This is a genomic window from Pontibacter sp. CAU 1760 (genome assembly GCF_054482735.1).
Genome location: NZ_JBTLRL010000001.1, coordinates 147,039 through 173,332 on the forward strand (window position 1 = coordinate 147,039; position 26,294 = coordinate 173,332).

Genomic DNA, 26,294 nt, shown 5'->3' on the forward strand with positions numbered 1-26,294 from the left:
CACTAGTATAAATAAGGATAGCCTCCAGAGAGGCTTATACCTGAAGCATAAACACGACCGAAAACTATGAAAAAGACCTGTACACTGCTTTTTGTGCTTTCTTTGTTCTGCATGGCGCAGCAAGGGCAGGCGCAAACCCAACAGACCGTTACCGAAGGATTGGGTGATGTGATTGACTATGCCTCTCCCAACGTGAACGGCATGGGGCGGCCCCGCGGGGTGGTGGCCGGTTATGAGCGGTTGCCGCAGTTCGACATCGACTCGGACTCGGAGGACCCGAGCGTGGGCGACGGAAGTGCCCATGTGCGGCGCAACAACAAGTTCTTCATCCGGGCCTTGGCCCCGCTCATCAACAGGCCGCAGACGAAGCTGATCATCGGGTTCGACTACCAGATGGAGGAGTTTAACTTCGATAACGTGACGCCAAGCTCCTACCCGCTCTACAGCTACCTGGAGGACAAGGACCTGAAAAGCATTGGCCTGCAGCTGGCTTACCTGCATTCTTTGGATGACCGTCGGTTTTACATTGTGCGGATAAAGGGGGAACTGAACGGAGATTATACCCACGACGACATCAACATCACTGATTACCTGAAAACCACTGTTGATGTGGCCTATGGCTGGAAGAAAAACCCAAATTTCGCTATCGGGGTGGGCGCGCAGCTGGGCTATACCTATGGGCGCAAAAATATTTACCCCGGTATTCTGTACAACCGCACGTTCACGCCACAGTGGGGCGTGGAGTCTATCTTTCCGGCAAACGTGCGCATGCGCTACAATGCCAATGAGAAGACACTGTTTTACGCCGGTTATAGGTTGGAGGGAGCAAGCTACAATCTGTTTGTGGACGAGCCCCCGCTGTCTGAGTTCAAAGACCTGGAATATCGCCGCACCGACGTAAAGGCCCTCGTGCGCATGGAGCGCGAGATCTACGATTTCCTGTGGTTTGCCGTAGAGGGTGGCTTCCGGCAGTATTACCGCAACCGGATATTCGATGAGATTGGTTCCAGAGACGAGATCATCAACAACGACCTGGCTGGAGCCGGCTACGTGGGGTTAGAGTTATACCTGACGCCGCCGCGCAAATGGTCTAACAGGGGCAACCGGTAAGCGCTAACAACAAGAGATAGGTATAAGCAGAAGGGGGCAAGCTACATTAGCTTGCCCCCTTCTGCTTAATTGTCCTGCTGGTCTTCTCCCCGATTGGGGTTCATCCCTTCCGGGATCAGGTTACGGAGGTAATCATACGTGGCGTACTGCGACCTGATGTTCGTGGGAGCGTCGGGCTGTATATAGCTGTTGTCGGTGTTACGGGCCTTAGCGTCGTCTTGCAGCTGCAGATCGATAATAGCGCGCACCTGCTCCACCAAGTGCGGCTGAAGCAGCGGGAAAGCCACCTCAACCCGCCGGTTCAGGTTGCGCGTCATCCAATCGGCGGAGGCTACATAATACTGCTCGTCGCCGTTGTTGTGGAAAATGTACACCCGGGCATGCTCCAGGTAACGGTCCACGATGCTGCGCACCCGTATGTTTTCGCTGATGCCTTCTATACCCGGTGCCAGGCAACAGATACCACGCACCAGCAGATCAATCTGCACCCCTGCCTGGCTGGCAGCATACAGTTTCTTGATCATGCGCTCGTCCTGCAGCGCGTTCATCTTCAGGATCATGCGGGCGGGCAGGCCTTTCTTGGCGTTCTTGATCTCCCTATCGATCAGCTTTACAAATTGCTCCCGCATGTTCAGCGGGGCCATCAGCAAATGGTGAAATTCCTTGTCCGGCTGCCGGTCGATGAAAAAGTTGAAAACCTGCTCCACATCCGTCGTTATCCGCTTGTCGGAAGTGAAAAGCGCGTGGTCGGCGTAAATCGTGGAAGTGTCTTCGTTGTAATTGCCGGTGCTTAGGTAAGCATAGTTTACCAGCTTGCCTTTCTCGTTGCGGGTGATCAGGCCCAGCTTAGAGTGCACTTTCAATTCAGGCACCCCGAACAGCACATTGGCCCCGGCCTTCTGCAGTTTACCGGCCCAGAAAATGTTCGACTCCTCATCGAAGCGGGCTTTCAACTCTACCACCACGGTAACCAGTTTGCCGTTTTTAGCGGCCCTGGCCAGTGCCTTGGCAATAGCGGATTTGTCAGCCACACGGTACAGCGTTGCGCTCATAGCCGTTACTTTCGGGTCGTCGGCAGCCTCGTTAAAGAGCCGCAGCACGTAGTCGAAGGACTGGTAGGGGTAGTGCACCAGGTAATCCTGCTTTTGCATGGCGGCCAGCATGCTCGGCTCCTGCTCCAGTTGCGGATGCACCAGGGTTGGTTGCGCGTCATATTTCAGGCTCGGCAGGTTAAAGTCCGGGAACTGGAAGAAGTCGCGGAAATTGTGATACTTGCTGCCTTCCACCAGTTCGTCTTCGGTTACGCCGGTGTGGGCCATCATCATGTCCAGCAGGTCCTGCGGCGTTTCAGGGTCATAGAGCAAGCGGGCCGGGTAGCCGGTTTCGCGCTTTTTCAGGCTCTTCCGGATCTTGGCCATCAGGTTGCCCGACACTTCTTCCTCAATGTCCAGCTCTGCATCGCGCGACACCTTCACGGCATGCGCATCGAATTTGCGGTACTTGTCAAACATCCTGGGCAGGCAAAACCGGATCACATCATCCACAAACATCACGTAGCGCTGCTCACCTACCGTTGGCAGTTTCACAAAGCGGCTGCCATGCTTTTTGGTCGGGATCTCGAGCATGGCGAAGCGCTCAGGCTTGCATGGCTCGCCCTCCTGCGGTTCCCACATTTTTATGCTGAGGTATACCGTCTGGTCTTTCAGGAACAGGTGCGTTTCCGTCTCATCCAGTATGATGGGGAGCAACAAGGGCTCAAGCGCCTCCTCGTAATAGTCGCGCACCCACTCCTGCTGCTCCGGGTTGAGTTCGTGCTCTGTTAGCAGGTGGATGTCATGCGCCCGAAGGTCTTTTAAGATGCCCTCCCGGAACACCTCCCCAAATTCCTCTTGCTGCCGTTTTACTTCCTGCATCACCTGCCCGAACGTGTCAGACGGGTCGTCCTGCAGCTTCTTGCGGGTTTTTTCCTTCAGCTTGATCAGGCGTTTGAGTGTGGCCACGCGCACTTTAAAGTACTCGTCGAGGTTAGACGAGAAAATGGCCATGAACTTAATGCGCTCGAGCAGGGGCACGCGCGGGTCTTTTGCCTCCTGTAATACTCTATAGTTGAAGGCAAGCCAACTCAGCTCTCTATCCAGTAACGGATATTGCGGAGAGGCTTTCTTCTCTTTCTCTTTTTCCATGTTGGTTGGTGCTCTAAGGGTGTGCCGGCAGCGTCGGGGCTGGGCTACTTGTAGTTCTTTGGGAAGTCATAAAATAGCATGCTGGCAATGCTCTTGTCGATATCATGCCAGTCGTCGCAGTCAAACTCCAAGGCCACAATACCTGTGGTCGGGAGGCTGGCGATATGCTCAGGGGCAAGCATGTTGGCAAACTCGCTGAGGGCCTCGTTGTGGCCCACGAGCATCAGGGCTTCTACATCGGGAGGTGCGTTCTGCACCACATTCAGCAGGTCTTCTTTCCCGGCGCCATACACGTTTTCGTCCACTACAATATCATCTGCATCGTAGCCAATCTCTTTGCCCACCAGCGTGGCTGTGGTTAATGCCCGCACGGCGGAGCTGGAGATGATCAGGGTCGGTTCTACGCCACGGCCAGCCAGTTCCTGCCCCATCAGCTGGGCGTCGTTGCGGCCACGCTTGTTCAGGGGGCGGTCATGGTCGCTGAGCTCTTCAAAGTCCCAGCTCGATTTTGCGTGCCTAAGTATATATAGCGTCTTCATACAATCAGTTAATGATAAACCACAAGGCTGCAAAAGCTGCACTTGTGGCATTGCTACTTACTGATTGTAAAGGTAAATGGTTGTGCCACGGGCGCGGCAGGTACGGCAGAAGCGCTCAAAGGCAGTTAGAAACGCCTTGGCGGCCAAACGCGCAGCGGGCATGCTTGGCAAGGGGGATTTCCTGAGGGTATTTTGAATCGCGTCAAAAAAAAGCGTCCTGCGTCAGGTGTACCGAAGTATACCTGACGCAGGACGCTTAATGGGTATGGTTTACGCTAAGCGTTGTTTGGGTAGCGTTGGTAATGGAGTTCGGCTACGCGGCGCTGCAACTCCATGCGCAGCTCCTCGATGTTGATCTTGTTGGTGGCGGACACAAAGAGGGCGGGCGCGTGTATCTTGGCCATATAGGTTGCCTTCAGGTCCTCGATGGATGGGCGTACCTCAGCACCTTCCTCCTCCAGTTCCTGTTGCCGCTGCTCCAGGTACTGGTCTACTTTGTTAAACACCAACAGCACCGGCTTCTCGGCGGCGTTGATGTCTTTGAGCGTTTCGTTCACCACAGCAATGTGGTCCTCAAACGAAGGGTGCGACACATCTACCACGTGCATCAGCAGGTCGGCTTCGCGTATTTCATCCAAAGTAGATTTGAACGACTCGATCAGCTTGGTTGGGAGCTTGCGGATGAACCCTACGGTATCAGAAAGCAGGAACGGGATGTTCTCCAGCACTACTTTCCGCACAGTGGCATCTACGGTAGCAAACAGCTTGTTCTCGGCGAACACCTCAGACTTAGAGAGCAGGTTCATTAAAGTGGACTTACCCACGTTGGTATACCCTACCAGGGCCACGCGCACAATGCCCGAGCGTGCCTTGCGCTGCTCGAAGTTCTGCTTCTCGAATTTCTTCAGGCGCTCCTTCAGCAAGGATATTTTCTCCCGCACAATACGGCGGTCCGTCTCGATCTCTGTTTCACCAGGACCCTTCATGCCGATACCTCCTTTTTGCTTGGAAAGGTGCGTCCAGAGGTTGGTGAGGCGCGGCAGCAGGTATTGGTACTGCGCGATCTCTACCTGGGCATGCGCCTGTGCCGTTTTGGCCCGCAACGCGAAGATATCCAGGATGAGCAAGCTGCGGTCCACGATCTTCACCTGCAGCTCACGCTCTATGTTTCGCACCTGCGACGGGCTGAGGTCATCATCGAAGATCACCATATCCACCCCATGCTCCACGACATAAGCCTTTATCTCATCCAGCTTTCCGCTTCCCACATACGTGGTTCTGTCCGGTTTGTCGAGCTTCTGCACGAAGCGCTTCAGCGTTACGGCACCGGCCGTTTCAGTTAAAAAAGCAAGCTCATCGAGGTACTCGGTAGTCTGCTCATCGGTTTGTCGGTAATTAGGTACGGACACCAGCACAGCGGTTTCCTGTGGCTTGGAGGTCTCGTAGAAGTTCTTCTTCCCCATTAAGTTTTATTTTTTCAGCGTGATGGTATAGGCCGCCAGGGCTTCCGCTTCCTGCTCCGTGAGTTGGTCGCCGAAACCAGGCATCAGCCCGCGGCCATTTTCAATAACGTTAATTCTGCCATTTAGGCCCAATTGGCTTTCCGTTAAGTTAGCAGCACCAGCAATTCCTTTGGCGCCATTTTCGCCGTGGCAGCTGGCACACAGCTTGTTATAAATGGCTTTGGCATTCTCTAATTGTGCTTCGCTCATCGCGGCCATAATCTCCTCCTGCGGATGCTCTGTCTCGCTCAGGCGGTCATCACCTGGCTCAGCTTCAGGGGCTTCTGCGATGGCTTCCGTTTTGTTCATGGACAGGCTGTTGGTCTCGGCCACGCCATAAACATACAGGAAAATGAAAAGCGCCAGCACAGTCAGTACCTTGTTCTCGCGCTTAATGCCGATAATGCCAAGCGGAATAGCCGCCAGCACCAGCACAATTTTCACGATCAGATAAGTAGGGATGCCGCCGTTGTACAGGAACAGCAGATAGCCGCCCGACAGCAGAATGAGCGTGCCGAAAATCATATCCAGCACTTTGGTTTTGCTTCTCATTTTGGCAAGGGCATCGCGCTTGTTCAGGAGCAACAATACGGCTTTCACAGTAAACAGCAGCAGGAAAAGCACTACTACCAGCACATGGGTATGCAGAAATGCGATCGGGGGCATAGGTCTATTTTTTTGAGTGTAGGGTATAATTCAAATTCGGCGCAATTTACTTTAATTTTCTGATGCTTGCGCTAAAATGCTAACTTACGGCCTTTTGAGAAACGCCCACAAACTGCCGCGCTCATTTGCCATACTATGCGAATAGCCCTTGTCATCAACACCTCCTGGAACATCTACAACTTCCGCCTAAGCCTGATTCAGGCCTTGCAGGCGGCGGGGCATGAGGTAGTAGCCATTGCGCCGGAAGACGCCTATTCTGAAAAGCTAAAAGCAGCCGGTTGCCGTTTTGTACCGCTGCCGATGGATAAGCGCACCAACCCGTTCATGGATCTACGTTTGCTTTGGCGCTTATACCGGACTTACCAACAGCTGCAGCCTGATGTGGTGCTGCACTATACCATCAAGCCAAACGTTTACGGGGCTTTGGCCGCAAACTGGGCAGGCATACCCTCCATCAGTAATTTAACGGGGTTAGGTACGGTGTTTATCACCCAAACATATGTGTCTGATATTGCCCGACTGCTCTACCGGATTGCTTTCCGGTATCCGGCCAAAGTCTTTTTCCAGAACGAGGATGACCGGCAGCTGTTCCTGCAGCAAAAACTGGTGCGCAGGGAAATTACGGATCTGTTACCCGGCTCCGGGGTAAACCTGCAAGCCTTTACTCCGGCGGAGGGGTATAAACGGGGCCAGCCTTTCACGTTTCTGATGGTGGCGCGTGTGCTGTATGACAAAGGCGTGGCGGAGTTTGTGGAAGCCAGCAAACTGGTGCAAGCCAAATACCCGGACATCAAATGCCAGCTGCTGGGCCCGCTGGATGAGACAAGCAGCGCCGGCGTGAAGCGCCAACAACTGGATACCTGGCTGGCAACTGGAGCAATTGAATATCTGGGCACAACCGATGACGTGGCTCCGGTGATAAGGCGGGCAGACTGTGTGGTGCTGCCCTCATACCGCGAAGGTACGCCCCGCACGCTGCTGGAAGCCGCTGCCATGGCCAAGCCTCTTATCGCGACGGACGTGCCAGGTTGCCGGGAGGTGGTGCAGCACGAAATAAACGGTTACCTTTGCCAGGTGCGCAATGCCGGGGACCTGGCTGCCAAAATGCTGCAGCTGCTAGCGCTACCGGATGAGGCCTTGCACCGCATGGGGCAGGCCAGCCGTCAGTTGGCAATTACCCGCTTCGACGACCGTATTGTTATAGAGAGATATTTAAAGGCAATTAACTTAATCCTAAATTAGCGGGTTGCGAATAATTGAAGGTACTAGAAGGCATTCAGCAAACTACAGCCGCTGCAGCAAAACAAACAGACGACACGAGAAATAATGGAACACAAACTTTACCACATCGAAGGGCTAATCGAGTTTCTGCCACGCGTATTCAGAGATGACAGGGGCTATTTTCTGGAAACGTTCAGCCAAAAGTGGTTCGAGCCTTTGGGCATAGCGCCCATTTTTGTGCAGGATAACCAGTCGGTATCAGCGAAGGGGGTGCTGCGTGGGCTGCATTTCCAGAAACCGCCCCATGCGCAGGGCAAGTTGGTGCGCGTTAGCACAGGCAAAGCGTTAGATGTGGCTGTAGACCTGCGCAGAGACTCGCCTACGTACGGGCAGCATGTGGCCTGTGTGCTGGATGCGGAGAAGCACAACCTGTTTTACATACCCGAGGGATTTGCCCATGGCTTTGTGGCTTTAGAAGACAATACCACCTTCCTGTACAAATGCACAGATTTTTACCACCAACCATCGGAGGGAGGCATCCTTTGGAACGACCCGGCCTTGGGCATTGACTGGGGTATAACCGACCCGCTGGTGTCGGAGAAGGATGAGGTACTGCCGCTACTAAGCCATTTCGACTCGCCGTTTTAGAAAAAGGTATTTAACAAATTACAGTGAATACAGAGCATAGCAGGAGTAGTATGCCTAAGGTTTGTACATTTGTTTCATATTTAAGTTTGTTGAGTTTTATAGCTTGAAGTTTAACTGAAGCGAGGAGATTGGTTTTATGCTGGTGGTAAACCGTTCTCTTTCTGCGCCTCCTGATATTGTTCCCCTGTCTTTATGACTCTCATTTACATCGCCGTAGGTGCCTACTGCAGAATATCGTTGTTTGCTGTACTCAACTGTTGCTTTACATTCTGCTACAAGGAAGAGCCGAGGTAGTAATGAAATACTTATATTAATGAAAGGTTGTAGAGCCAAACCTGTTGTTTTGTATTCTCTTTTAATCTGCTCGTTTATAAGTCTATTTTCACCTATAAGAATATTGTCGATTTTATACAACCGATTAATAAGAAATGGCGCTAAATCTATACCTTGCCCAAATGTAAAGAATGAACCGATTTTGTATTGCCATTCATGGCCTATAGAAAGTTCAAGAAATTTGGTAGTAAGCAGTGTGTCTTGTGGAACTGGGTTGGAATTAAGTGTTGTTAAATATGTTCTTTGGTCATAAGCCCCAGAAGCGCCTAACCTAATGGCTTTGTTTTCTTTATATTGATACCTGTACATCAACCCTAATGCAGTAGGATGCTTGGCTGTGAAGCCATCAGCATCATAAATCGGGTTTACAGTTACTCCTAACGAGTGCCTATAAAAACTAGAGTCCTGTGTTTGCGCTTTCGCTAGTTGGCAGAAGCAGAGTAGGAGAGTGAGTAGTAGTAGCTTATTTCTCATGGCTAAAAATTTTAGGTGAAAGTATGCGAATAATACATCTAAATATAAGAATGTTTAGATGTAAAAGTAACATGCCTTCTTGTACTTCTCTCCCCCCCCCCCCCGAAATGGTTTTAGATGCTTTTAGAGGGCTTTTTGTGTGCAAAAGAGAGCTGGAAAAGAGGGAGAAGTAACATTTGAATCACTGTAGCATCTGCTGTATTTTGCGTTCCTGAAAAGCAAAGGGGCAGGAGTTTTGTTGCTCCTGCCCCTTTGTACACAGAATAAGTAGAATGAGATGATCAGCCAAGCTCCTCCACCAGCGTCTCCAGCCCCATCCCCCGCGAGCCTTTGATGAGCACATAGCTTTCTGAAACAGGGTGTTCTTGCAGCCATTGCTGTAGCTCCGGCTTCGTCTCAAAGTATAAAAATTTCTCGTTTACCTCTGCGCCATACTTCATGTCCTTGCCGCAAAGGATAACGGTCTCGAAATTCTGTTCAGCCACTACCTCGCCCAATGCCCTGTGCTCGGCCTCGCTCTCTGCCCCCATCTCAAACATATCACCCAGTATCACCACCTTCTTTGGTGCATGCATGCTGCCGAAGTTGCGCACAGCGGCGGCCATAGAAGTAGGATTGGCGTTGTAGGCATCCAGGATGATGGTATTGCTGCCCTTCTGCAATACCTGCGAGCGGTTGTTGACGGGGCTGTAGGCGGCAATGGCCTCGTTGGCTTGCTGCAGTGATACGCCAAAGTATTTGCCGATGCAGGCGGCGGCGGCCATGTTCTCGTAGTTGTAGCTGCCCACCAGTTGGGTTCTTACCACGTTGCCGTCCTCGTCCTTGTATACCACGTATGGCGAGGCTTCCAGCAGTTCGCTGTGGTAATAATCGCCGGGGGCGGGATAGGTCACTTTGTCTTCGATGCGGCGGCTCATGCGCAGCAGGTGTTCGTTGCCGGTGTTGATGAAAACCGTTCCTCCTGCATTTAGCAGGTGCACATACAGCTCGCTTTTGCCGCGGGCCACGCCCTCCAGACTGCCAAAGCCCTCCAGGTGCGCCTTGCCGATGTTGGTGATCATGCCGTGGGTCGGCATTGCAATGGAAGAAAGCAGGGCAATCTCCCCGATATGGTTGGCCCCCATCTCGATGATGGCCATCTCGTGCTCTGGTTTTATGCGCAGCAGCGTAAGCGGCACCCCGATGTGGTTGTTCAGGTTGCCCTGCGTGTAAAGCGTGCTGAACTTTTGGCTAAGCACGGCATAAATGAGTTCTTTGGTGGTGGTCTTGCCGTTAGAGCCCGTGATGCCGATGACCGGAATGCTGAGCTGGCGGCGGTGGTGCCGGGCCAGGTCCTGAAGTGTTTGTAGCGTATCCTCTATCACAAAAACATTGTCTGCGGCCATAGCCGGGTCATCTACCACAGCGTACTTTGCTCCTTTCTCCAGCGCAGTCTTGGCAAATTTAGCGCCTTTGAAATTCGGGCCGTTCAGGGCGAAGAAGAGGCTTTGGTCCTGCGCGGCACGGGAATCGGTGCTGACGTGGCGGCACTCCAGGTACTTTTGGTATAGAAACTCGATGCTGTTCTGCATGAAATGCGTATTTTTAGCTTAAACAAGGCATGCGCGGCATCGGTTCTATCGTTCTAAACACGTTGCCCTGCACTGTGGCAATATACATTCAAAACCTTAAAAGCGACAGTGCCCCAACGTGCAGGCACTGAAATAGTGCTAGCCATCACGATCCACTCCGAAGCATGAAGCAGTACCTCATTCTTTTATACCTCTTTTTTAGTGCCCTAACCACGGTCATGGCCCAGCAGGCAGCGCCGCTGCAGTTCCGGTTTCGGCAGGATGTGCCGGTTTCGTCGGCGGGCAGGCAGTTGCAGCATCCCTGGAGCGGCGGCCTCAACACGCCGCAGTTCTCCACCCTCGACCTGAACCTGGACGGGCAGCCGGACCTCTTTGTCTTCGACAGGCAGTTGCAGAAAGTATTCACCTGGCTGGCCGTGCAGCAAAACGGGCAATGGCAGTATACCTACGCGCCAGCCTACGAGGCCCTTTTCCCGGCTGACCTGGAGAAGTGGGCGTTGCTGCGCGATTATAACTGCGACGGCTTGAAAGACATTTTTACGAGCAGCCCGCTCGGCATCAGGGTATATAAACAGGAGCGTAGTAGCAGCGGGATGTTAAAATTCTCTTTGGCCGAAGAGGCGCTTTTCTACAGCAACGGCCGGGTAAACATGCAGATGCAGAGCGCCGACATACCCGCCATCACCGACATCGACAACGACGGCGACCTGGATATCCTGATTACAGAGTTCTCGCGCGGGTTTACGCTGGAGTTGTACCGCAACCAGCAGGTGGAGAACAAGCTAACCTGCGGCAGCCTGGCTTACGAGCAGCAAACCACCTGGTGGGGAGGCATTACGGAGTGCGATGGCTGCAACAACTATGTGTTTGGGGCCTACTGCCGTGTGGCGGGGCCGCTGCACACCGGCCATGAGGGTTCTGCGCTTTTGCTGCTGGATATGGATGCCGATGGCGACAAGGACTTGGTGATGGGAAGCGTGCAGTGCCACAACCTGGTGCTGATGGAAAACAAGGGCACAGCCACCCAAGCGCAGATGACAGGCTATACCCCTGCCTTCCCGGCTACGGCACCTATGACGCTTAAAGGCTTTCCGGCAGCGTATTACGAGGACGTTACCTTTGATGGCGTTCCCGATATGCTGGTTGCGCCGCAAGCCACGCAGGACTTACAGGGTATAAACTTCGAAAACGCCACCTGGCTTTACCACAACCAAGGAGCCGCCAATCGGCCAGACTTTCAATTTTTGCAGGATGATTTTCTGCAAGGGCAGATGATCGATGTGGGCGAAGGTGCTTTCCCGGCATTTGCCGACTTGGATGGCGACGGTGACCTGGATATGCTGGTGAGCAATGCCGCCGCTACAAGAGGCAATGCATACAGCGCCGCACTGCACGTGTACCGCAACACCGGAACCGCCGCTGCGCCCGCTTTCACTCTCGAAACCAATGACTATCTGGGCTTGCAGCAGGCACAATTGTTTAACCTGCACCCGGCCTTCGCCGACCTGAACGGAGACGGTGCCCTGGACCTGGTGCTGGGGTATAAACTGGCTGCCAGGAACACATCGCGCATCAGCTACATCCCAAACAAAGCAGCAAAAGGACAGCCTGCGCAATACAACTTTGGGGATGTGCGGCAGTTGCTGACGGTACCCGACAATGCCTCGCCTGCTTTTGTAGACATAGATGCGGATGGAGACCAGGACTTACTGCTGGGCCAGAGCGACGGCAGCCTCAGTTTCTACCAAAACACAGGAACCAGCACGGCTCCTGCGTATACCGCCGAGGTGGTTGCTTTCGGCGGTATCCTGCCGGATTATACCCGTCGCTTGCTGGCCCCGGCCACGGCCGATGTAGACGGCGATGGCGTGCCGGACCTGCTGACCACCGACGATAGCGGCACGCTGCGCATTTACCGGAATCTGCCTGGCGCCTTAACGGGCGCTACTCTGACCGCTGAAACAGAGGTGCTGGGAAATCAGTTGTTAGCAGGTCTGCAGGCGACACGGTTAGGCAAAGGGTTGCATCTCACCACAGCCAATCTGGGCGAGAAGAATACCCTGCACATCATTATCGGCACACAGGGCGGAGGCTTGTATATGCTGGAGCAAACAGGCGGCAACACCAATCAACCGGCAAACCCAGAGAGCAGCCTGACTTTAGCAGTATACCCTAACCCTGTCGATAGAAGTGGCTCAGGCAATGTACAGGTCAAGGCCTCAGCCCCTGTCAGCATCCAGGTGTTCGATGCTATTGGCAGGCTGGTTTATGAGCGCACTGGCATGTACAGTCGTACCCATACCCTGCCCATGCAGCACCTGAAAAGCGGTATCTATATTATTCGGGGTATGGCTGAGAGTGGCCAATATGTTTGCTCTAAATTGGTGGTGCGCTGATGCAGGCTTTCCTATACCTCGACCTGAAAGCTGTCGCGGCGTACCACAAGGCGCTGCCTGCACACGTTAAAAAGGAGTTGCCTGCTGTGGCGGTGCTGGATGTGGACACTTCTTCTGGCGAGTTGACGCTCCACTATGCGCTGCGCCTCCTTCGGGAAAGCGAAAAAGCCGTGGTATATGTTAGCGCAGATGCTTCGCGTGCTGACTTTGGCGGGACGATGCCATTGCTGGAGGAGCTGTTTGAAGGCCGTGCAGAAACGCTCGTGCTATTGGATGGGAATCACCCGCGGCTGCTACGCATGTTGCAGGCACGGCCACAGGTGCAGTTCAGGCAGGTGAATGAGGAGGAGGCATTGGCAGTAACAAAGGCGTTTCTGGAGAATTCGGTTCATTCAGACGTCACTCCCGCATAGCCTGGTTGCCTGATCCCCTCAACCGGTATAAATGTTCAGAAACGGCCAACTCCGTGTTACAGCAAATCAAAATGATCAGCATCCAGGTGTGCCGGAAAAGCATCCCTGAAATCTGTTAGCTCCTGTTTACTAAGTGTGAGGGTATGGATGCCCTCCGCATGGCTGCTGTCCAGCAAATGATAGCCTTTGGGGTGGATAATGGCAGAGTCGCCGGAGTAGGGGTGGTTGTTTCCGTCGGTGCCTACGCGGTTTACGCCAACCACATACGCCACATTCTCGATGGCGCGCGCCTGCAGCAGCGTGCGCCAGGCAAGGCTGCGGGCCTGCGGCCAGTTCGCCACATACAGCAGCAGGTCATAGCTGTTGCTGACGTTGCGGCTCCACACCGGGAAGCGCAGGTCGTAACACACCAGCGGACAAATATTCCAGCCATTCAGCTCTACGACAATCTTCTCTCCGCCGGCAGTATAGGTGTGGTGCTCGCCTGCCATCCGGAAGAGATGCTTCTTATCGTAGGTGGCATAGCTGCCGTTGGGGCGCACCCAATACAGGCGGTTTAAGTAGTGTCCGTTCTCTTTCACCATCACACTGCCGGTTATCACCGCCTGGTGCTTTTGCGCTTCCTGCCGCATCCACAATAAAGTAGGGCCTGCAGCCTCTTCTGCCAGCGCCTCGGCCTCCATACTAAAACCGGTCGTGAACATCTCGGGCAGCACGACCAGGTCTGTTTGCGGCGCGGCGGCAGCCAGCTTCTCCGAAAACATGGCGCGGTTCTTCCCCGCATCCTGCCAGTGCAGTTGTGTCTGAACAATGGTTATGCGTAGGTTCATAGTGTTTTGTGTGTTTCGTTTTCCGGTAGGGCTGCTCTATAGCTTTGCCAGCCTTTCGCCGGCGGCTTGTAGGGTTTCCTCATTTTTGGCAAAGCAGAACCGGAGATACTTGTGGTCTGTCCGGTCGTGGTAAAAGGCAGAAACCGGAATCGCTGCTACCCCTGTTTCTTTGGTCAAACGCTTGGCAAAGTCCTGGTCATGCTCCTGCGAGATGCGGTCATACCGGGCCAGCTGAAAATAAGTGCCCGCCGATGGGAGCAGCTCAAACCGGGAGCCGCTTAGCTGCGCCAGGAAGAAGTCGCGCTTGGCCTGGTAAAAAGCAGGTAGCTGAAGGTGATGCTCCGCGTCCTCCATAAAATCGGCAATGGCCAGTTGCAACGAGGTAGGTGTGCAGAAGGTGATAAACTGGTGCATCTTGCGCAATTCTGCCGTTAGCGGGGCCGGGGCCACGGCATACCCCACTTTCCAGCCGGTAGCATGGTATGTTTTGCCGAAAGACGAGACCACAATGCTGCGTTGCCGCAACTGTGGGTGCTGCAGGGCGCTGTAGTGCTGCTGCCCATCAAATACCATGTGCTCATACACCTCATCACTCACAACCATGATGTCGGTGCCCTCCAGCAGGTTTGCCAGTGTATCCATATCCTGCTTCGTCATCACTGCGCCGGTCGGGTTATGGGGAGTATTGATGATGAGTAAACGCGTGCGCGAAGAGAGTCTTCTTTTTACCTGGTCCCAGTCTACGCGGAAGTCTGGCAGCGCCAACGACACATAGATCGGTGAGCCGCCGCATAACCGGATAACCGGGGCGTAAGAATCATAACAAGGCTCCAACACCACCACTTCATCGCCGGGCTTTACAACTGCCGTAATGGCTGCGTTCAAGGCCTCGGTGGCACCAGAGGTTACTGTTACCTCGGTATCAGGGTCTGGTTGGTAGCCATACATGCTGCTTGTTTTGCGGCTGATGTTTTCGCGAAGTTTAGGCATACCGGCCATCGGGGCATACTGGTTGAAGCCCAGGCGCATGTAGTTGTCCACCAGATCCATCAGCGGCTTCGGACAGTTGAAGTCCGGGAAGCCCTGCGAGAGGTTGATGGCCTGGTGCTCGCTTGCCAGCGCCGACATGACAGTGAAAATGCTGGTGCCAATGTCGGGCAACTTGCTGGAAGGGTAAGTGATCATAAGGGAAGATAGCTTGGTCAGGGTAATTAAGATGCAACGGGTATGAACAGTGTTAAGTTGTGAGACGCATTTGCTGTATCAGCGTTTGCAACGCCGGCACTTCATCCTCCTCGAACCACGGATTTCGCCTGATCCAAAACTGGTTGCGAGGCGATGGATGAGGTATGGGCATGTGCTTCGGCAGATATTCGTGCCAGTTGGCCACCGTTTCGGTTAGAGTGGCTTTGGTAGTGGAGCCTAGGAAATAATTCTGGGCATACTTGCCCACCAGCAGGGTAAGTTGGATGCTGGGCATTAAGGCCAGCAAGGATTGGTGCCAGTTCCGGGCGCATTCCGGGCGCGGGGGCAGGTCGCCGCTTTTACCCTTGCCGGGGTAACAGAAGCCCATCGGCACGATGGCCACCTGTGCCGGGTCATAAAAAACAGCAGGTTCCAGCCCGAGCCATTGCCGCAGCCGCTTTCCGCTCTGGTCGTCCCAGGGGATGCCGCTGGCATGTACCTTGGTGCCGGGGGCCTGCCCCACAATCAGCAGCCGAGCACTGGTATTGGCACGCAGCACAGGGCGCGGGCCGAGTGGCAGGTACGCCTCACAGATCCGACACGATCGGATTTGCTGCAACAAGTGCTCTAAAGATGACATGGTAGGAGCGAAGATACGGAAACTGCCGGAAACAGCGAAAGCCGGTTTTAGCCGGCTTTTATGATGCTTGAGCAATGCTTAGATCGCTATCCCTGGTGTCTGTTATCCCTTCCGTCGCGGTCAGGCAGGCCTTGGCGGCGGCGGCGTCTGTCGTCGGGGTGTGGTATTGTCTCATCCTGCATCCAACGGTCTTCGGCACGCTGGTTGTTCCGGTCGAAGTTCACGTCGCGCTGGCGCCAGGAAGTATCACGTGAATGCTGCTGCTGTTGCGGGTAATGTGGCCTGCGTTGATTCGGAAGCCACTCTTCGTGCTGTCTATGGAAGTCGCCTTCTACTCCAAAGCGGCCGATGTCGCGCGACTGACTATTATTGGGGTGCAGGTGCAGCGGAAGCAACGGCTCGCCCCAGCGGCTTTTAAAGTCATTAAAGTAGCGCTCACGCTCAAACTGTTCCGGATGCTGCTCCCGGCGGTGGCGCAGGTCCCGGTGGTGCGAGTGGCGTGGGTCTTGTTCGTTATGGTGCATGGCTGGTATTTTAAAAGTGAAAAATTGGCAGAGAACCCTATCTATTCATTTACGCGGTGATTATGAGTATGTTCGGATTATGCGCAAGCTCTAAGTTACAAAAAAATAGCACCAACTGCAAGGTTGGTGCTATCAATTTTGAAACAAAATGGAAATAACGTTGCGTTTTTAGCAAATTAATGGCTTCTGCGGTCGCTGTCAGACTCGTCTGCCCAGCGTGGTCCGCCTTCATATCCGCGGTCGAAAGATCTGTCGCGGAAGCCCTCTGAACCATAGCGCCTGTGCGAGTCCAGGCGGTCAGAGTCAGACGTGTAACGCTCACCGCGGTTCTGGTATTGCGCATCGTCCGAGTGCCAGATATCGTTCCAGGTGTCCTTCACGCGGTCCATGATGCCGCGCTCATCGTGGCTGCGGTGCTCGCCGGAGTCTGGCGTATACCTGTTTTCGCGGTACCAGTTATGCGAGCCACTGCCGTAGCGGAAGTCATCTTCCTTGTAACGGCTGCGGCTACCCGGGCCTTCACGCCAAGGGTCGTTGCGCTGCGTATTCCTGTCATCGTGTGAGCCTTGCAGCGACCCGCCCTCTGTATGCGGACGGCGCATGCTGTGCCGCTCATCGTGCTGGTAATGGCTGCTGCCATGGTCGCCGTGGTCTATATAAGAACGCTCGTTGCGGTACGAGCTGTTCGTGCGGCTACCATAATGGTCGCTTTGGGGCGCGTTCTGCCCTTGGTTATAGGCACTGTGGCTGCTGCCTCCTCTGCGGTAGTCGTTGCTGTCGCGGTCCTGGGCGCCACGGGGGCTCGGGCCGGTATGGAAGTAGTTTCCTTCGTCCCACTTGCGCTCGCGGTCAGCATCGCCGCGTGGGGCATAGCGCTGTTGGTGGCGGTTCTCGTTCTGTCTGTTTTCTCTATCGTACAACCTGCGGCCTATTTCCTGATTGTCGGTCCGGTCATTGTTATATGCATCGTTTGCCATAGCTTTAGTTAAATTTAGATCGTCTTGTAAAAATTATACCCATCCGTGTGATGAGCATTTTTATTTACGGGATTGCCGTGGCGATTGTTAAGCCCACAAAAAAGGCAGCGCCTCTCTGCTACGAGAGAAGCGCTGCCTGAATGCAGTAAGCAAAGCCTGTTTGAGCGTTAAAAGTAGGTGGCCATGATTTCGCGCACATCCGGCTCGGTCAGTGGCTTGGAATAGTGCTGGCGCACATCCGGGAACTGCTTAAGTTTTTCGAGGTCGTAAAAGCTGGCCGAGGAGGTGAGCATCAGCAACACCGCGTTACCTTTGTCGTTTGCAGGCAGCTTCTGGTATTCCTCCAGAAACTCAAATCCATCCATGCCAGACATTTTAATATCCACAAAAATAAGGTCGGGCCGCGGGGAATCCGCCTGCCCGGCAAAGGCTTTGTTCAGGTAATCCAGCGCCTCGCCCCCATCCGTTACCACCCGTATGTCAGGAGCTACCTCCATGCGCATAAGCAAGCGGTGGTTCAGGTAGTTGGTTGTGTCGTCGTCGTCAATCAAGAGGACCGTGTTCACTTGTTTCATTCTCTCTCTGTTCAAAAATCTCTAATTCTTCTTTTGCTTAAAGTACAGGTAAAACGTGGTGCCTTCGCCCAGTTTACTTTCGATGTTGATATATCCGCCGTGATTGGTCAGGAGCCGGTTTACGATGTATAACCCCAGCCCCGAGCCATTTACGTGGTTGTGGAAGCGCTTGAACATCTGGAACAGCTTGTTCTGGTGTTTGCTCATGTCGATGCCCAGCCCGTTGTCCTTCACCGTCAGTTCTATATAATCGCCCTTAGGCTGGGTGCGGAGGCTCACCTCCGGTGCCCTGTCCGGTGCCCGGTACTTCAGGGCGTTGCTGATGAGGTTAAAGATAATGCTTTTTAGGCTGGATTTAGTAAAGGGCAAGGCAGGTGCTTCGGCAAAATCCAGGTTGAGGCGCGCGTTGGTCTCCTGCAACAGGTCCTGCAGGCCCAGCTGCACGTCCTCTGTCAGGGTGCGCAGGTCTACCAACTCCATGTGGTCGGCCTGTATCCGCTGCACCTTCACGACATCCGACAGGTCCTGGATGGTGGTGTGGATTTGCCGCAGCGCTTTCTCAAACATTGCCTGCATCTTGGGCGCATCCGGGTCATTGAACGTGGCCACGCGTATCAGCTCTTGGTAAATACCGGCCATGTTCACAATCGGGAGCTTCAGGTCGTGGGAGGCGGTATACACAAAGCTGTCCAGGTCCTGGTTGATGCGCTCGAGCTCCAGGTTTTTTTCGACCAGTTGCTCTTCTGCGCGTTTATGGTCCTCTATGTCGGTGCAGGTGCCAAACCATTTTACAATTTCGCCCTCGGCGTTGCGCATGGGCATGGCCTGGCCCAGGAACCAGCGGTAAGTGCCGTTATACCCGTTCTTGATCCGGTACTCTATCTCGTAGTACTCGCCGGTTCGCAGGGAGTACTGGAAGCGTTCTACGGCCCGTTCCCGGTCTTCGGGGTGCAGTAAGGTGCTCCATACATCGCCTTGGCTTTCCTCCATGTGCAGCCCCGTGTACTCGTGCCAGCGTTTGTTGAAGTATTCGGTATAGCCGTCGGGGCGCGTGGTCCAGATAATCTGGGGGATTGACTCGGCCAGAAAGCGAAATTGCTTCTCTGATTTTTCTACCTGCTCGCGCAGCATCTTCTGGTCGTGGATGTAGGTGGCGGTGCCAAACCATTTGATAATCTCGCCGTCGGCGTTGCGGGCAGGCACGGCGCGGGCCAGGAACCAGCGGTAGTCTTCGGTGAAGATATTGCGCAGCCGCAACTCACGCTCATACTTCTCCCCGGTAGCCATAGAGGCTAGCCAATCGGATGTAGTGGGCTCCCGGTCGTCGGGGTGCAGGGCCGGCGCCCAACCGAAGCCAAGTGTCTCCTCCTCGGTCATGCGGGTATAGCTGTACCACTGCTGGTTAAAATAGTCTACGTGCCCGTTAGCGTCCGCGCTCCACACAACGTGCGGAATCGACTCGGCCAGCATCTCAAACTTGGCGTTGCTTTCCTCCAGGGCCAGCATCATCTGCTTCTGGTGCTCAATGTCGGTATGGGAGCCTACCCACATAATAATCTCGCCGGCGGCGTTGCGGATGGGCACGGCTCGGGCCAGGAACCAGCGATAGGAGCCGTCGGTTGCGCGCCACCGGTTTTCTGCCACAAAAGTGTCGCCGGTTTGGAGCGAGTGCCGCCATGCCCGGCTCGTTGCTGCTACATCATCGGGGTGTATGATGGTGGACCAGCCCCAGGCGCGCAGATCCTCGAAGGTGCTGCCGCTAAAGTCGAACCAACGTTGGCTGTAGTAAAATACATCGCCGTCTGGTGCGGCTGTCCAGGTCATCAGCGGCAGCGACTCCAGAATCTGGGTAATGCGGGCGGTGCTTTCCTGCTGTTGCTCGGTCAGCTGCCTGATTGCCGTCACGTCACGCATGGCGCCTATCATCCTGACGGGCTTGTTCTGCTCGTCCCGGATGATGTACCCGTTGTCGTGTATGAATTTATAGCTGCCATCGGCGCACCGGAAACGGTACTCTTGTTCCCACAACTCCTGGTTGTCGTCTTGCAGAGCCTGCATCGCAGAGGCTTCTACACGCGCGGCATCATCCGGGTGAATGCGGCTGGTGCAGGTATCCAACGTGGGCGTAATGTCCTCGTCTTTGTAGCCAAACAGCTTTTTGAAGCCTTCGTTCACCCAATGGCCGTTGGTTTGGATGTTCCAGTCCCAGATCACATCGTTGGTAGCCAGGGCCACGCGCTCAAATCGCTCCGTGCTTTCCTTTAGCTCCTGCTGCACCTGGTGGCGTTCTGTAATGTCTACCATGGCCCCGAGCATCCTGACAGCCTCGTTTTGCTCGTTATAGATGAGATAGCCCTGGTCGAAGACCAGTTTGTAACCGCCATCGGCACAGCGGAAGCGATACTGATCCTGCCATTTTTGCTGACCATTCTTAATGGCTTTGTAAATAGAGGCTTCCACACGGCCCAGGTCGTCGGGGTGTATAAAGTTCGTCCAGGAGGCAATCGTGGGGTCCCGCTTTTCCTCAGGGTATCCGAACAGGGTTTTATACCCTTCGTTCCACCAAAGGCCATCGTCCAGCAGGTTCCAATCCCAGATCACGTCGCTGGTGGCCATGGCCACGCGCTCAAAGCGCTCGTTGGTTTCGTTCTTCTCCCGCTCTGCCAAGGTTTGCCGGGTCACATCGCGCACCTCGTGCACAATGTACTGCAACTCGCCCTCGTCGTCCAGTACCGGGAAACTGTTGAGTTGCCAGTAACGGCTTTCGTACTGGCCCTCTTTGTTCAGGACGTCATACCGGTGAGAAGGAAGCTGTTGCGGGGTTTTGTGCGTGATAACCTGATTTAGCGATGCCTCTATGCTTTCGCGCGCTTTTGTGCGCTGCAGGTCCGGGTTCTCCGGGAAAACATCAAAGAGGGAGCGGTTTACCAACGCCTCACGGCTGCTATGGGTAGCCTGCAAGTAAGCGTCGGAAGCGGCCAGCACCGTTAAGTCTGGCGATAAGATGACATATAAACCCGGCAGTACCTGAAACAGCTGTTTGAAGTCTGGGTTTGGTAGCCGGGCAGGCGTATTTTCCATAAGTGTGCTTTCGGCCCCGAAGAACCTGGGTGAATCAGTCGAATGTAAAGATAACTAGAATAGCACGGCGACACGCCATGGCAACGTGAAAATCAGGCTATAACGGTACAAGTTATCGCTTCGGCTGCCAACACACTAGTCGGGGCGCTGCAACCTGGCTAGGTCTTCTGCTTTTTTCTTTGCGTCTACCAGGTCTGTCACATCCACAGCAGTAAGCAGGATGCCTTCTGTTTGGCCCTTGTCCGCTAATGGCTGGTATTTGAAGTCAAAATACGCTTCCCGCAAATTTCCGTTCCGGTCTGGGTCGATATTCATCTTGTATTCGCAAATCTGCACGGTGTCGCCCTCCTCATACACCTGATCCAGCAGTTTCAGCAGGCCCTCATACTCCGGTTCCGGCCATATCTCGCTGGCTTTGAGGCCCATGAATTTCCGGTTGCCATAGAGCTTGGAATAGCCTGGGGTAATGTACGAGCAGGTATGCAGCGGCCCTTGCAGCAGGCATATATGCGCCGGGGAGAGGCGGAGGATGTTCTGAAACTGGCGGTCTTTCTCCTCCAATTGCTCCATGGCCAGTTTTTGCTCGTCTATATCGGTTAAGGTGCCGATCCAAAGTGTAACCTTATGTTGGGCATCATGCATGGGCACGGCACGCTCCAGAAACCAACGGTAGGAATCGTCCAGATAGCTGTGCAGCCTGTACTCCAGTTCAAAGGCTTCTCCAGTAATGAAGGCATCCTGACGGGTGGTTAAAACCAGCGAGGTATCGTCGGGGTGGGCCATCTTTATCCAGCCTTCCGTTTGCCCTTTGGACATGCCGGTATAGCTGTACCAGTTCTGGTTGAAGTGTAAGATCTTGCCACTGGGGCTGGCCGTCCAGGCGATCTGGGGCAGGACCTCGACCAGGTGCCGGAAACGCTGCTTGCTCTCCAGCAGGTTATCCTCAGTTCGCTTCCTGTTTGTCATGTCCACGATAGAGCCTAGGGTAAAGCTGGGCTTGCCCTGTTTGTCGTAGATGATATGGGCCTGGTCCATCACGTAGGCATAGGTGTCGTCTGATTTCAGAAAGCGGTATTCGCCCGACCATGTTTTTTTTTTGGCTAACATGGCTTCTTTGATGCTGGCGTTAATAACCTCGAAGTCGTCGGGGTGCACGCGCGTGCGCCACGACTCCCCGCCCACGCCCATGTCCTGCTGGGTATAGCCGAAAACCTCCTCCAGGCCCTTGCCCCAGAACATACGGTTCTGCGCCACGTCATACTCCCAGGCCACGGCATTCAGGGCACTGCTGAGCAGGTCCAGCCGCTTGCTGTTGCGCTCATGTTTCACCTCGTCGGTGATGTCGCGGGTTTCATGCAGAATGTATATCAATTTCCCTTTTTCATTGAGAACAGGGGTATTGGTCGTATTCCAGAAACGCTCCTCAAACTCGCCCTCCTTACCAGCAGCAACCGGCACGTCAAAACGCAGTAAAGGCATTATATGCGGTTCCTTCTCCTTTACCACGTGGTTCAGGGAGATCAATAAATCTTCTTTAGCCCTCTGATTTGCGCTATTTGGTTTTTTAGGGAAAGTATCGAAAATGTTACGCCCGATCGTGTCCTCAATATTGAAGTTCGCGACCTTAGAATAAAGCACTGTACAACCTAGGATAGTGAAATCGGGTGATAAAAGGAGGTATAGCCCCGGCAATACCCGGAACACAGGGGCAAGGGTGGCAATGTTAGATAAGTTTGCTTTGTGTAAGGGCATATAATTTTAAACGTCTAAGAAAGCCCAATGGATTATTCAGCTTTCATTAACTAAACCTAAATATAATTAAAATAGTGCAATAAATAAGGAAAGCCACCCGCTTGCTGTTAAGAAAGGGGGTGGCTTTTTAGGGAGAAGCTAAAACAAGTTAGTGTTTGTGCTTAGGGCGTTTGTGTAGAAGTAACGGCCTGGATCCCAAAACCCTCAAACACTTGCCTGGCATCACGCAGGTTCCGGATATCCTCCACGATCACGATCAGCTTATGCTTGGCCTCTTTCAGGCGTGAGTGGCGTGGGTGCTGCTGCACATAGCGCAGTATCTGGCCAAATGTGTCTGACTGGAAATAGGCATCATTGTTCTCGCTGGGCAGGTAGCCTTTCATCACCTCTTTTTTGATGGTGAGCTTCTCGAAGCCGAGTTGCTGGGCCTGCCAGCGGAGCTTCACGATCTCCACTAATTGCTGTACTGCCTCCGGTAATGGGCCGAAGCGGTCTACGATGCTGGCCCGCAGCGTTTCTAGGTCGTCGAGGTCCTTGGTGCTGTCGAGTTTGCTGTAGAGGCTAAGGCGCTCCGAGATGTTGCTCACATACCAATCCGGTATCAGCACTTCCATGTCTGTTTCGATGTTGCAATCCCGCACCGGCTCGATAAACTGCTCCAGGTTGTCGTTCAGGAAAAGGTCCTTGAACTCTGTTTCCTTCAGCTCTTTGATGGCATCGTCGAGCACCTGGTGGTACATCTCAAAACCGAGGTCAGTGATGAAACCGCTCTGCTCACCGCCCAGCAGGTTACCTGCCCCCCGGATGTCCAGGTCGCGCATCGCGATCTTGAAGCCCTCGCCCAAGTCAGAAAATTCCTCTAAAGTACTCAGGCGCTTGCGGGCATCAGAGGGCAGACCAGCTACCGGAGGCGTCAGCAGGTAACAGTAGGCTTTTTTGTTGGACCGGCCCACGCGTCCGCGCATCTGGTGCAGGTCCGATAGGCCAAACATATGCGCGCGGTTAATGATGATAGTGTTGGCGTTCTCGATATCGAGACCCGACTCGATGATGTTGGTGGAGACCAGCACGTCATACTCGCCGTTCACGAACTTCATCATGCGTTTTTCCAGCTTCTCCGGCTCCATCTGCCCGTGGGCATAGGTTACCTTACAATCCGGAACGTGGCGCAGAATCATAGCGGCGATTTCTTCAATGTCCTTGATGCGATTATGCACAAAGAACACCTGCCCGCCGCGCTTCATTTCATGCACAATGGCATCCCGGATCAAGGCCTCATCAAACACGTGCAGCTCTGTCTTCACGGGCTGGCGGTTGGGCGGCGGCGTACCGATCACGCTCAGGTCGCGGGCACCCATCAACGAGAAGTGCAGCGTGCGCGGGATAGGAGTGGCCGTGAGCGTGAGCGTGTCCACGTTTACTTTCATCTCCTTCAGTTTGTCCTTGGTCTTCACACCGAACTTCTGCTCCTCGTCAATCACCATCAGGCCAAGGTCCTTGAATTTCACGTCCTTGCTCACAATGCGGTGCGTCCCAATCAGAACGTCCACTTTGCCCTCTGCCACGCGCTTCAGGGTGTCTTTGGTGTCTTTGGCGGTTTTAAAGCGGTTGATATAATCCACGGTAACAGGGAACTGCTCCAGGCGGTCGCGGAAGGTACGGTAGTGCTGCATGGCCAGGATGGTGGTCGGCACCAGTATGGCCACCTGCTTGCCGTCGCAGGCTGCCTTGAAGGCGGCACGTATGGCGATCTCTGTTTTTCCGAAGCCCACATCGCCGCATACCAGGCGGTCCATGGGGTGCGGCTGCTCCATGTCGGCCTTCACGTCCTCCGTGGATTTTGCCTGGTCCGGGGTATCCTCGTAGATAAACGAAGACTCCAGCTCAGCCTGCAGGAAGCCGTCTTTGGTGAAGGCATACCCCGGTGCGGCCTTGCGCTTGGCGTATAAACTGATGAGCTCGGCGGCGATGTCCTTTACCTTGCTCTTGACTTTCTTCTTCTTGTTTTCCCACTCCGGCGAGCCCAGCTTGCTCATGCTTGGCGGGCCACCCTCTTTGCCGCTGTACTTGCTGATCTTGTGCAGCGAGTGGATGCTGACATATAACAAGTCGTCGTCGCGGTACACCAGCCGGATGGCTTCCTGCAGGCGGCCGCCCACCTCCACTTTCTCCAGGCCGGCAAAGCGGCCAATGCCATAGTCCACGTGGGTCACGTAATCGCCGGGCTGCAACGAGCGCAGTTCTTTCAGCGTCATGGCCTTGGATTTGGAATGCCCCTCCTTGGCCTTGTGCTGGTAGAAACGGTCGAAAAGCTGGTGGTCGGTATAGCAGGTGATCTTGAGCGACTGGTCGATGAAGCCCTCGCGCAGCGAAACCGGCAAATGCTGGAAGCGCACGTCGTGGTCCAGCTCATCGAAGATCATGGTAAGGCGGTTGATCTGGCGCGGCGAGTCGGTGGCGATCACGTTCACGAAGCCGGCCCCCTGCTGCTCGTGCAGGTCCTTAACCAGGCGCTTAAAGTCTTTGTTGAAAGACGGCTGCGGCTTGGACTGCAACTGAATCACCTCAGCGGATTTAAAATGAAAGCGCTTGCCGATCTCGATAATATTGAAGCTATCGAGCAGCTTCTTGAACTGCTTCTGCGTCTGGAAAAGCTGTTCCGGGTCCGACACAATCTGGGTGCCGCCGCTGCCGACCATCATTTTCTCGAACGCGTGCGAGGCTTTGTCAAAGTACTCGTCAATCACATCCAGTGTCAGGCGCACGTCCTTAAACCAGATGTTGGTGTTGGCAGGGAGGTAATCCAGAAACGCCTCACGGGTTTCCTGGAGCAGCTTGGTCTGCACGTTGGGTATGATCGAGATGGCTTTTTTCGTTTCCACCGACAGCTGCGTGTCGGGGTCGAAGGTTCGGATACTCTCAATCTCATCCCCGAAAAGCTCGATGCGGTAAGGCAGGTCGTTGGCGTAGGAGTATACATCTACAATGCCGCCGCGCACCGCGTACTGGCCCGCCTCGTACACAAACTCAGTCCGCTCGAAGCCATACTCGGCCAGCATCTCGCTCAGAAAGTTTGTATCTAGCTTTTCCCCGATCTTGGCCCCCAGCGTATTCTCTACCAATGATTTTTTGTTGATCACCTTTTCCGTCAGTGCCTCCGGGTACGTCACGATCAGCTCGCCTTTGCCGGTTTTCTGGTTCAATCGGTTCAGTACTTCGGCCCGCATGAGTATGTTGGCGTTCTCGGTGTCGTCGAAGCTGTAGGGCCGCTTGTAAGAGGTCGGGAAAAGGAGGATCTCTTTCTCCTCGCCCAGCAGATTTTTGAGGTCGGTATAAAAATAAGCCGCCTCCTCTTTGTCATGCAGCACGAAAAGCTGGTGCTGATAGTTGAGGGTATAAATAGCAGAGGCCAGCACCGCATCCTGGCTGCCGGCAAGGCCTTTCAGCTGCAGGCGGTAGCCATCGGCGGCTCTCAAACGTTCGGCAATGGTTTGCACCTCGCTATCGAGGCGATACAGCTCAAGGAAATCTTTAACTTTCAATGGTATTCTGTTTTAAGGCACAAGTAGCACGCGAAAAGGCGCAAAACGTTTGTTGTCTACGTTTTGCGCTTCCATGTCATCTAGACAAAGATAACGTTTTTAAAGAACTAGCGAGAGGGGCAGAAGGTTACG

The 26,294-nt window shown here is 54.1% G+C and carries 20 protein-coding genes; 5 read left to right on the forward strand and 15 right to left on the reverse strand.

Features of this window, described 5'->3' with window-relative positions:
- Positions 1-66 precede the first annotated feature (66 nt).
- Positions 67-1,110, forward strand: coding sequence for a DUF6268 family outer membrane beta-barrel protein (locus ACXYMU_RS00595; protein ID WP_458984402.1), 1,044 nt, complete (start codon positions 67-69; stop codon positions 1,108-1,110).
- A gap of 65 nt (positions 1,111-1,175) precedes the next feature.
- Here ACXYMU_RS00595 and ppk1 read toward each other — a convergent pair whose 3' ends face one another.
- From ppk1 to ACXYMU_RS00615, 4 genes are all read right to left on the reverse strand, one after another.
- Entirely contained in the window at positions 1,176-3,293 is a 2,118-nt protein-coding gene (gene ppk1 / locus ACXYMU_RS00600) for a polyphosphate kinase 1 (RefSeq protein WP_458984403.1), read from the reverse strand.
- Between the two features lie 44 nt (positions 3,294-3,337).
- Entirely contained in the window at positions 3,338-3,832 is a 495-nt protein-coding gene (locus tag ACXYMU_RS00605; protein WP_458984404.1) for a SixA phosphatase family protein, read from the reverse strand.
- A gap of 275 nt (positions 3,833-4,107) precedes the next feature.
- A complete protein-coding gene (hflX, locus tag ACXYMU_RS00610; RefSeq protein ID WP_458984405.1) occupies positions 4,108-5,295 on the reverse strand; it encodes a GTPase HflX in 1,188 nt (395 codons plus the stop codon).
- A gap of 6 nt (positions 5,296-5,301) precedes the next feature.
- A complete protein-coding gene (locus tag ACXYMU_RS00615; protein WP_458984406.1) occupies positions 5,302-6,000 on the reverse strand; it encodes a SirB2 family protein in 699 nt (232 codons plus the stop codon).
- A 135-nt stretch (positions 6,001-6,135) separates the two neighbouring features.
- Between ACXYMU_RS00615 and ACXYMU_RS00620 the strand changes: the two genes are divergently transcribed.
- Positions 6,136-7,242, forward strand: a complete 1,107-nt coding sequence (locus ACXYMU_RS00620; protein ID WP_458984407.1) for a glycosyltransferase family 4 protein — start codon at positions 6,136-6,138, stop codon at positions 7,240-7,242.
- An 84-nt stretch (positions 7,243-7,326) separates the two neighbouring features.
- Entirely contained in the window at positions 7,327-7,869 is a 543-nt protein-coding gene (rfbC, locus tag ACXYMU_RS00625; RefSeq protein ID WP_458984408.1) for a dTDP-4-dehydrorhamnose 3,5-epimerase, read from the forward strand.
- Between the two features lie 96 nt (positions 7,870-7,965).
- Here rfbC and ACXYMU_RS00630 read toward each other — a convergent pair whose 3' ends face one another.
- Positions 7,966-8,676, reverse strand: coding sequence for a hypothetical protein (locus ACXYMU_RS00630; protein WP_458984409.1), 711 nt, complete (start codon positions 8,674-8,676; stop codon positions 7,966-7,968).
- Positions 8,677-8,957: 281 nt separating this feature from the next.
- Positions 8,958-10,247, reverse strand: coding sequence for a UDP-N-acetylmuramoyl-tripeptide--D-alanyl-D-alanine ligase (locus ACXYMU_RS00635; RefSeq protein WP_458984410.1), 1,290 nt, complete (start codon positions 10,245-10,247; stop codon positions 8,958-8,960).
- 164 nt (positions 10,248-10,411) lie between these two features.
- Here ACXYMU_RS00635 and ACXYMU_RS00640 point away from each other — a divergent pair, with 164 nt between their 5' ends.
- Together ACXYMU_RS00640 and ACXYMU_RS00645 are read left to right on the forward strand one after the other, a co-directional pair.
- Positions 10,412-12,643 (forward strand): T9SS type A sorting domain-containing protein, encoded by a 2,232-nt coding sequence (locus ACXYMU_RS00640; RefSeq protein ID WP_458984411.1) that lies wholly within the window; start codon positions 10,412-10,414, stop codon positions 12,641-12,643.
- Positions 12,643-13,056 carry a hypothetical protein gene (locus ACXYMU_RS00645; RefSeq protein ID WP_458984412.1) on the forward strand — a complete coding sequence of 138 codons (414 nt, stop codon included), beginning with the start codon at positions 12,643-12,645 and terminating at the stop codon, positions 13,054-13,056. Before ACXYMU_RS00640 ends, ACXYMU_RS00645 begins: the two co-directional genes overlap by 1 nt.
- A gap of 56 nt (positions 13,057-13,112) precedes the next feature.
- Here the strand turns inward: ACXYMU_RS00645 and ACXYMU_RS00650 are convergent, their stop codons facing one another.
- From ACXYMU_RS00650 to mfd, 9 genes are all read right to left on the reverse strand, one after another.
- A complete protein-coding gene (locus tag ACXYMU_RS00650) occupies positions 13,113-13,886 on the reverse strand; it encodes an amidohydrolase (protein WP_458984413.1) in 774 nt (257 codons plus the stop codon).
- Positions 13,887-13,922: 36 nt separating this feature from the next.
- Positions 13,923-15,071, reverse strand: a complete 1,149-nt coding sequence (locus ACXYMU_RS00655; protein WP_458984414.1) for a pyridoxal phosphate-dependent aminotransferase — start codon at positions 15,069-15,071, stop codon at positions 13,923-13,925.
- Between the two features lie 52 nt (positions 15,072-15,123).
- Positions 15,124-15,711, reverse strand: coding sequence for a uracil-DNA glycosylase family protein (locus ACXYMU_RS00660; protein WP_458984415.1), 588 nt, complete (start codon positions 15,709-15,711; stop codon positions 15,124-15,126).
- 86 nt (positions 15,712-15,797) lie between these two features.
- Positions 15,798-16,235, reverse strand: coding sequence for a hypothetical protein (locus tag ACXYMU_RS00665; protein WP_458984416.1), 438 nt, complete (start codon positions 16,233-16,235; stop codon positions 15,798-15,800).
- A gap of 176 nt (positions 16,236-16,411) precedes the next feature.
- The gene (locus tag ACXYMU_RS00670; RefSeq protein WP_458984417.1) at positions 16,412-17,212 is read right to left on the reverse strand and encodes a hypothetical protein; all 801 of its coding nucleotides are present in this window, start codon (positions 17,210-17,212) and stop codon (positions 16,412-16,414) included.
- Positions 17,213-17,379: 167 nt separating this feature from the next.
- Positions 17,380-17,787 carry a response regulator gene (locus ACXYMU_RS00675; protein WP_458984418.1) on the reverse strand — a complete coding sequence of 136 codons (408 nt, stop codon included), beginning with the start codon at positions 17,785-17,787 and terminating at the stop codon, positions 17,380-17,382.
- Between the two features lie 21 nt (positions 17,788-17,808).
- Complete coding sequence (locus ACXYMU_RS00680) at positions 17,809-20,868, reverse strand: PAS domain-containing sensor histidine kinase (protein WP_458984419.1); 3,060 nt, start codon at positions 20,866-20,868, stop codon at positions 17,809-17,811.
- Between the two features lie 135 nt (positions 20,869-21,003).
- The gene (locus tag ACXYMU_RS00685; RefSeq protein ID WP_458984420.1) at positions 21,004-22,620 is read right to left on the reverse strand and encodes a PAS domain-containing protein; all 1,617 of its coding nucleotides are present in this window, start codon (positions 22,618-22,620) and stop codon (positions 21,004-21,006) included.
- A gap of 161 nt (positions 22,621-22,781) precedes the next feature.
- A complete protein-coding gene (mfd, locus tag ACXYMU_RS00690; RefSeq protein ID WP_458984421.1) occupies positions 22,782-26,162 on the reverse strand; it encodes a transcription-repair coupling factor in 3,381 nt (1,126 codons plus the stop codon).
- Positions 26,163-26,294: the final 132 nt, after the last annotated feature.

What these genes read in the sequence shown, in the direction of transcription:
- ACXYMU_RS00680 (WP_458984419.1), bottom strand. Translation starts at nt 20,868, where the DNA reads ATGGAAAATACGCCTGCCCGGCTACCAAACCCAGACTTCAAACAGCTG.
- ACXYMU_RS00640 (WP_458984411.1), top strand. Translation starts at nt 10,412, where the DNA reads ATGAAGCAGTACCTCATTCTTTTATACCTCTTTTTTAGTGCCCTAACC.
- ACXYMU_RS00630 (WP_458984409.1), bottom strand. Translation starts at nt 8,676, where the DNA reads ATGAGAAATAAGCTACTACTACTCACTCTCCTACTCTGCTTCTGCCAA.
- hflX (WP_458984405.1), bottom strand. Translation starts at nt 5,295, where the DNA reads ATGGGGAAGAAGAACTTCTACGAGACCTCCAAGCCACAGGAAACCGCT.
- ppk1 (WP_458984403.1), bottom strand. Translation starts at nt 3,293, where the DNA reads ATGGAAAAAGAGAAAGAGAAGAAAGCCTCTCCGCAATATCCGTTACTG.
- ACXYMU_RS00650 (WP_458984413.1), bottom strand. Translation starts at nt 13,886, where the DNA reads ATGAACCTACGCATAACCATTGTTCAGACACAACTGCACTGGCAGGAT.
- ACXYMU_RS00595 (WP_458984402.1), top strand. Translation starts at nt 67, where the DNA reads ATGAAAAAGACCTGTACACTGCTTTTTGTGCTTTCTTTGTTCTGCATG.
- ACXYMU_RS00620 (WP_458984407.1), top strand. Translation starts at nt 6,136, where the DNA reads ATGCGAATAGCCCTTGTCATCAACACCTCCTGGAACATCTACAACTTC.
- ACXYMU_RS00635 (WP_458984410.1), bottom strand. Translation starts at nt 10,247, where the DNA reads ATGCAGAACAGCATCGAGTTTCTATACCAAAAGTACCTGGAGTGCCGC.
- ACXYMU_RS00655 (WP_458984414.1), bottom strand. Translation starts at nt 15,071, where the DNA reads ATGATCACTTACCCTTCCAGCAAGTTGCCCGACATTGGCACCAGCATT.
- ACXYMU_RS00670 (WP_458984417.1), bottom strand. Translation starts at nt 17,212, where the DNA reads ATGGCAAACGATGCATATAACAATGACCGGACCGACAATCAGGAAATA.
- ACXYMU_RS00615 (WP_458984406.1), bottom strand. Translation starts at nt 6,000, where the DNA reads ATGCCCCCGATCGCATTTCTGCATACCCATGTGCTGGTAGTAGTGCTT.
- rfbC (WP_458984408.1), top strand. Translation starts at nt 7,327, where the DNA reads ATGGAACACAAACTTTACCACATCGAAGGGCTAATCGAGTTTCTGCCA.
- ACXYMU_RS00675 (WP_458984418.1), bottom strand. Translation starts at nt 17,787, where the DNA reads ATGAAACAAGTGAACACGGTCCTCTTGATTGACGACGACGACACAACC.
- ACXYMU_RS00685 (WP_458984420.1), bottom strand. Translation starts at nt 22,620, where the DNA reads ATGCCCTTACACAAAGCAAACTTATCTAACATTGCCACCCTTGCCCCT.
- ACXYMU_RS00645 (WP_458984412.1), top strand. Translation starts at nt 12,643, where the DNA reads ATGCAGGCTTTCCTATACCTCGACCTGAAAGCTGTCGCGGCGTACCAC.
- ACXYMU_RS00665 (WP_458984416.1), bottom strand. Translation starts at nt 16,235, where the DNA reads ATGCACCATAACGAACAAGACCCACGCCACTCGCACCACCGGGACCTG.
- ACXYMU_RS00605 (WP_458984404.1), bottom strand. Translation starts at nt 3,832, where the DNA reads ATGAAGACGCTATATATACTTAGGCACGCAAAATCGAGCTGGGACTTT.
- ACXYMU_RS00660 (WP_458984415.1), bottom strand. Translation starts at nt 15,711, where the DNA reads ATGTCATCTTTAGAGCACTTGTTGCAGCAAATCCGATCGTGTCGGATC.